Below are 3,872 nucleotides of genomic sequence, written 5' to 3'. Positions count from 1 at the left end.
GCGACGGCGGCGGGTGCTGCCGGCGCCGCGCTGGTCCCATTGCACGACGGTGAAGTATTCCTCCCAGCCGCGCTGGAAGTACCAACTGGTGGGCATCGATACCCAGCCAGGACCGCCGTGGACCATCAGCAGGATGGGGTTGCGCTTGTCGTTGCCGCGGATGCTCACCCACTGGTCGATGCCGCCGATGCGGACCTTCTCGTGTCGCTCGATACCTTGGGGCGTGACGATATGGCGAAGGTCGGCGATGATCTGCACGGCCTCGGCGCGGTTCTTCGGTGACGGGGCGTCTTCTGCGCGCGCGACCGATGCGCCAACACAAAAGCAGATCGATGCCATGGTCAAAAGTAATGCGACTCGCACGGATACCCTCCCAACTGCGGGCCGGCGGCCTGCATGCGCTTGGATAGTAAGCAGGGCGGAATACGTTCGCCAATGAACTTCTGGCATGGGTAGCGTGAGTGGCCACGCATGTCATCTTGTGCCGGCCACGAAAGTGGTGGCGGGCAGCCAGGATCAGAAACCGTACACATAAACGGCCGGGCTTGCGCCCGCCTGGCTGCCCGCCCGAAGGCGGATGGCCTCGACCACCGCAGGAGTGACCTGCGGTGGTCGATTATGTGTATTGGGTTCTGATACCCAATCGTTACCGGCACGCCGGCAACCCATAAATCTTCGCAAACGCGACGAGGCAATTCCATCAGAACTGTCTCAAAGTTATGCAGTAATTTTCAATCCAAGGAAGCTCAGGTTTCGCAGGGGTCAAAGAGCTCGCCTGGACAAGCCTTATCCAGACCGTCAAAATTGTTGATTACCCTGGCGATACCGGAAGGTCGGCACGCTCCAGGTCGCAAGCGGCGTTGGTGAACTCACTTGAGCGTGCGTAAGCGTTTAGCGCGCCGTTGGATCCAGGCATCATGCATATCGGCATCGACTTCGGCACCAGTTACTCGGCCGCCGCGACTTACCGCAATGGCGAACTGGAAATCATCCGTTTCGGCGACTCGGCGCAATTCCGCACGGCGGTATTTTTCCCAGAGGTCGTACCCGACCCCAACGATTTCACGCTAACTCCGGTGCTCGAGGCCGACGTCGAGGCGCAAGTGCGGGACCTGCGAACCCAGCAGCGGCAGTTCGGCGGTGCCGTGCGCAGCGACGATGACCTGCGCCGTGACGCCGTGCGCCTGGTGCGCCGACTGTGGCTGGAAGAACGCGCGCGCAACTCGCCCACGGCTACGCTGGAAAGCTTCCAGCACGCTCTTTTCGGCGACGAGGCCGTGGACGCCTACCTTGAGTACGGCGACGGCAACCTGATCGAGTCACCCAAATCGATGCTGGGCTTCCGCATGGATTCCCAGGTTCGCAGGGTGATCGTGCACATCGCCACGCACATCCTCGAGCACATCCGCCTCACGGCCAGCCGGCAGCTGGGCGAACCGGTACGAAGCGCAGTGATCGGCCGACCGGTGCAGTTCCGTTCGTCGATGGGCGAGCGCGGCTCCGAGCAGGCCGTGGAGCTGCTTCGCGAGGCCGCGGCGGTGGCAGGCTTCGATGAGGTTTCTTTTCTTGAGGAACCCGCCGCGGCGGCCATGCACTATCACAAGAGCCTTGCCACCCGGCAGCGCGCCCTGATCGTGGACATCGGCGGCGGCACCACCGACGTCGCCTTCGCCGAACTCGGCGGTGGCCAGCACCCGGAGATCACCCGCAGCTGGGGCTTGCCCAAGGGCGGCACGGACCTTGACGTGAACCTCTCCGTCCATGCCTTCATGCCGCTCCTGGGCAACAACATCGCCAAGGTGCCCGTGCACCACTTCGTCGAAGCGGCAAGCGTGCATAACCTTCCCAAGCAGCGGGAATTCCGCAGGCAGGATTACCGCTTCGTCGACGAGCCATGGCAGTCGCGCCTGCGCAATCTGCAGAAGCCCGGTGCCACCACGCGGCTGAACCAGGAAGCCGAGCGCACCAAGATCCTGCTGTCGGCCGATGCTGCGCACCACTCCGACCTCGGCTTCCTTGAAGCCGGCCTTGGTGCGGACACCACCCAGCCAGAGCTGATCGAGGCGATCTCGCCCTTCATCAACCGACTCAAGCGCACCCTCGATGACGTTCGCAGTGACCTGGCCAACGCCGACACCGCCGCCAGCGTGTTCCTTACCGGCGGCACCTCGCGTTCGCCCGCGGTGCAGGCTGCGGTGCGCGAGAGCTTCCCCCAGATCAATCTAGTGAAGGGTGATCCATCACTGGGCGTGGTGTCGGGCCTGGCCGTGGCTGCGGCGGAGCTTGATGGAATGCCGCCGTGAGGCTTTCCTTCCTCGATTCTAGGCGACCGCCCGCTTGCACATTAATTGTTATCTGTGTACGTTAACAATAGATAGCAATCGATAGGTAACGAGCCGTGCAGACCCTCACTCTTGAACAACTTCGAACAGCGAGCCTTGCAGGTGGTGTGGAGACAGTGACTCTAACCGCCAAGGGCGCGTCATTCTTTGTACAAGTAGGAACGCGAAACGGTAGCGAGGCTTTACTTGCAAAGGCTCGAAGCACGGAGCCGCGGCGCTTTGGCAATCCGCTGCAGGCTCTCGTACTACTACGAGGGCTTGGTTTGTTTGTCGGTGGGTTCGATGTCGGCGAATGGGATCCGGCTGACAAGGGGACCGCACGAACACGGCCTGACCGCGCCGAAGCCCTTAGGCGCACTCATGCAGCGGCTGAACATGACCGCTGGTTTCGCCAACAAGTCGCTGACGCCTTACTGGACGTAGAGAACTCTTCCATCGAGGCAATTCCCCACGAAGAAGTGCGGAAAAACATGCAGCGTCAGCGTGAGAGGATAAAGGCGCTCATCGCAAGCAAGGAATGATGCATGGAGCTGGTATGGATGCCGCGCGCCGAACAAGCAAGAAACGATTCCATCGAATACGTCCTGGCCGACAACCCGATGGCCGCTTGGGATCAGATGGACGAAATCGATCGTCAATTGCATATTTTAATGCAGCACCCGCACGCGGGACGGCGAGGGCGCGTATCAGGCACGCGCGAGTTCGTCATCACCCGAACGCCTTATATCGCTGTCTACGTTGTGATGTTGCGCGTTAGGCGGATCAACATAGTTGCATTCCTGCACGGCTCACAGGCATGGCCTTGACGGTCGCAAGTTGATCAGCCGAATACCTCATATCGCCGCACAATCCACGCCAACTGGTAGGCGAATGCCAGTACGGCGAATGCCTGGTGATATCGCTCGTTGCGTGTCCGCGTGGCAATGAGTGCCAGTAACACATAGGCTCCGTTGCGCAGGTAATACTCCGTGCCAAGAGATGCCACGAATGTGCTTCCTTTGAGTAGCGAGTCAAATACGTCGACCACGTAGATCGCCGCCACCAGGCCGAAGAACCATCCCCGCCGCGCGTAATAGTGCGATTGATCGTCTGTGGTGCGCCCGTCGCTGAGGCTCGCCGGAAGCACCACGGTGCAGGCCAGGAATACCAGTAGCGCATAAAACACGATGAAGGCGAACACGCCGAACGTCCACGTCGGCAACGCCGACAGGCGCACCTGCCACCACCAGAAGTGGATGATGTACACCAGCATGAAGGCCGCCCACACCATGTGCGGCCAATAGAGCCGGCGCCAGCGGTTGAACTCGATGATGCGCGCGAACTGGGTAAGCATGTGGGCAAGCGCCAGGCCCACGATCATCCCCAACAGCGTGCGTACGTTGGGATAGATATCCAGCGCGCTGATCGATGTATGCATGGGTGGCGCCCCCGGCGGCGTACGCGGCTCGTTGGGGAGTATCTATCAGCGGTCGCCGATGATAAAGCGCGGTATGCGGTTTAGACTGGGCACCTGCAACTCGGTGCTATTGG

General features: G+C 61.1%; 5 protein-coding genes. 3 read left to right on the top strand and 2 right to left on the bottom strand.

The genetic code is table 11. The features are described 5' to 3' along the window. On the bottom strand, nucleotides 1–258 hold a 258-nt coding region (locus VK519_RS15820), incomplete at its 3' end, for an alpha/beta fold hydrolase (protein ID WP_414692761.1). Nucleotides 259–917: 659 nt separating this feature from the next. Between VK519_RS15820 and VK519_RS15815 the strand changes: the two genes are divergently transcribed. The 3 genes from VK519_RS15815 (at nucleotide 918) to VK519_RS15805 (ending at nucleotide 3,148) form a co-directional block, all read left to right on the top strand. Then, the gene (locus VK519_RS15815; RefSeq protein WP_324351331.1) at nucleotides 918–2,303 is read left to right on the top strand and encodes an Hsp70 family protein; all 1,386 of its coding nucleotides are present in this window, start codon (nucleotides 918–920) and stop codon (nucleotides 2,301–2,303) included. Nucleotides 2,304–2,398: 95 nt separating this feature from the next. Then, nucleotides 2,399–2,863, top strand: coding sequence for a hypothetical protein (locus VK519_RS15810; RefSeq protein WP_324351329.1), 465 nt, complete (start codon nucleotides 2,399–2,401; stop codon nucleotides 2,861–2,863). A gap of 3 nt (nucleotides 2,864–2,866) precedes the next feature. Continuing rightward, nucleotides 2,867–3,148 carry a type II toxin-antitoxin system RelE/ParE family toxin gene (locus VK519_RS15805; protein WP_324351327.1) on the top strand — a complete coding sequence of 94 codons (282 nt, stop codon included), beginning with the start codon at nucleotides 2,867–2,869 and terminating at the stop codon, nucleotides 3,146–3,148. Nucleotides 3,149–3,162: 14 nt separating this feature from the next. Here the strand turns inward: VK519_RS15805 and VK519_RS15800 are convergent, their stop codons facing one another. Then, nucleotides 3,163–3,759, bottom strand: a complete 597-nt coding sequence (locus VK519_RS15800; RefSeq protein WP_324351325.1) for a hypothetical protein — start codon at nucleotides 3,757–3,759, stop codon at nucleotides 3,163–3,165. Nucleotides 3,760–3,872 lie beyond the last annotated feature (113 nt).

The sequence above is a fragment of the Pinirhizobacter sp. genome, assembly GCF_035317885.1.
Taxonomy (GTDB): domain Bacteria; phylum Pseudomonadota; class Gammaproteobacteria; order Xanthomonadales; family Rhodanobacteraceae; genus Pinirhizobacter.
This window is presented reverse-complemented; position numbering and strand designations above follow the sequence as displayed.

Bases quoted from the DNA above. Each gene is read 5' to 3' on its own strand.
- VK519_RS15815 (WP_324351331.1), top strand. From the start codon at position 918: ATGCATATCGGCATCGACTTCGGCACCAGTTACTCGGCCGCCGCGACT.
- VK519_RS15805 (WP_324351327.1), top strand. From the start codon at position 2,867: ATGGAGCTGGTATGGATGCCGCGCGCCGAACAAGCAAGAAACGATTCC.
- VK519_RS15800 (WP_324351325.1), bottom strand. From the start codon at position 3,759: ATGCATACATCGATCAGCGCGCTGGATATCTATCCCAACGTACGCACG.